This window comes from Arthrobacter sp. (genome assembly GCF_030540645.1).
Taxonomy (GTDB): Bacteria; Actinomycetota; Actinomycetes; order Actinomycetales; family Micrococcaceae; genus Specibacter.
On sequence record NZ_JAUNVV010000098.1, the window covers coordinates 1 to 2297 of the forward strand.

At 66.3% G+C, this 2297-nt stretch carries 1 protein-coding gene and 1 pseudogene; both read left to right on the plus strand.

Annotation, left to right across the window (positions count from 1 at the left end; translation table 11 throughout):
- Positions 1-1737, plus strand: a pseudogene (locus Q4P21_RS14395) (ATP-dependent helicase); the annotation flags it as partial.
- A partial coding sequence (locus Q4P21_RS14400) for a DNA-formamidopyrimidine glycosylase family protein (RefSeq protein ID WP_303389430.1) occupies positions 1730-2297 on the plus strand: 568 nt, incomplete at its 3' end. The pseudogene Q4P21_RS14395 and the gene Q4P21_RS14400, both read left to right, overlap by 8 nt.

The window sequence follows — 2297 nt, forward strand, 5'->3', positions numbered from 1 at the left end:
GCTGAACTTCTCACGACAGGCCGCGCGCTGCACGTCAACATGGCGGGTGAACCGCGCTATGCAGCTGTTGAAGACGCCGCACGCCTGCGCGACGCACTCGGCATCCCGCTGCCCATGGGCGTGCCACTGGCCTTCATTGAGCCCGTGGCGGATCCGCTGGGCGACCTGGTGGGTCGCTATGCCCGCACTCACGGTCCATTCACCGCCGCGGAAGCTGCTGTGCGGCTGGGACTGGGGGTCGCCGTCGTGCATTCGGCATTGGCACGGCTGGCTGCTGACAGGCGTGTGGCGGAAGGAGAGTTTTTACCCAACAGTTCTGCTGCCGCGGGTGGATCCGAATGGTGTGACGTTCAGGTCCTGCGCCAATTGCGCACCAGGTCACTGGCGGCGTTGCGGGCCGAGGTTGAACCTGTCGACGCACGAACTTTTGGGCGGTTCTTGCCCGCGTGGCAGCGTGTCACGGCGGCGTCGAACGCTTCTCCCCTGCGTGGTTTGGACGGTGTGCTCAGCGTGGTGGACCAGTTGGCGGGTGTGCCCATTCCGGCGTCGGCGTGGGAGCAACTGGTGCTGGCTGCGCGGGTGGCCGACTATTCCCCCGCCATGCTTGACGAGCTCACGGCCAGCGGTGAGGTGCTGCTTTCAGGAGCCGGGTCGCTGGGTTCGAACGACGGCTGGCTGAGCCTGCATGTGGCCGACTCCGCGGAGCTGACGCTGAACCCGGCGGCGGATTTCACAGCCGGGCAGCTACAGCAGAGCATTTTGAATGCCTTGTCGCATGGTGGCGCGTACTTCTTTCATCAGCTGCGTGAGATGACGGCCGAGGGCCCGGATCTGGCGTCGTCCGACACTGAGCTGACTGCTGCGTTGTGGGATTTGTTGTGGGCCGGGCGGATCAGCAACGACACTTTTTCTCCCGTCCGTGCCATGCTGGCGGGTGGGCACACGGCGCACAAGCAAAAAGCTGCCCCGTCGCGGCTGCGTCCTGCTCGAGCCGGGCGGTATGGCAGACTACCGGGCCGCGTCGCCGGGGCGCAGCGCGGGGCGCCGCCGATGGGAGCGGGCCGCTGGAGTCTGCTGCCCGTTGCGGACTCCGGGGACGGCGCTGCCGCCGTCGCCAATGCCACATTGCGCAGCCACGCCCTCGCTGAACTGTTTCTGGACAGGTACGGGGTGGTGACGCGCGGGTCCGTCATGAATGCTGGGGTCCCCGGCGGCTTTGGGCTGATGTACAAGGTCCTGGCCCGGCTCGAAGAAGGCGGAAAGTGCCGGCGCGGCTACTTCATTGAGCACTTGGGGGCGGCACAATTTGCCGTGTCCGCCACGGTGGACCGGCTGCGCACGTTCAGCGAGGACGCCACGTTGAATCCACGCTCCCCGCAGGCCCTGGCGCTGGCTGCGACCGACCCCGCCAACCCGTACGGGGCTGCGCTGTCGTGGCCGCCGTTGGATTCCGGGCACCGGCCGGGGCGGAAGGCCGGTGCGCTGGTGGTGATGGTCGACGGCGCACTGGTCCTGTACGTGGAGCGCGGCGGCCGCACGCTGCTGTGCTTCAGCGACGACGAATCGGCCATTGCCTTGGCTGCTGCCGCACTGGTCCGTGTGGTGAAGCGCGGGGCCATTGACAAGATGGCCATTGAAAAGGTGAACGGCGCCGACGTATTAGGGACACCGCTGGCCCGGGCATTGCTGGAATCCGGCGCGTACAGTTCACCGCGGGGAGTGCGGATCCGTGCCTGAGGGAGACACCGTCTGGCGGCAGGCCCGGGATCTGCGGGCCGTTCTTGAAGGGCAAGTGCTGACTGCTTGCGATTTCCGGATGCCTGCGTTCGCGACGCTGGATCTCAGTGGGGAAACCGTCGCCTCAGTCCAGTCTCGCGGCAAGCACCTGCTCATGCACGTGGGTGAGAGCATCATTCATTCGCACTTGTCCATGGAAGGCCATTGGGACATTTACCCAGCGCTTGAAAACGGCCGGACAGCCCGCTGGCGCCGTCCGGCATTCACCGCACGGGTCATTCTGCAAACGCAGCTGGCTTCGGCCGTCGGCTTCTCCCTGGGAACGCTGGAAGTCCTGCCAGCTGCGTTAGTGGGCAACGCCGTCGGGCATCTGGGGCCGGACTTGCTAGGACCCGACTGGGACGCTGCCGAAGCAGAGCGCCGGCTACTGGCAGATCCCGGGCGCGCCATCGGCTTGGCGCTTTTGGACCAGCGCAACCTTGCCGGAATCGGCAACATCTACCGCAACGAACTGTGCTTTCTGGGCGGTGTACATCCTGCTGTCCCAGTGGGCGAGGTGC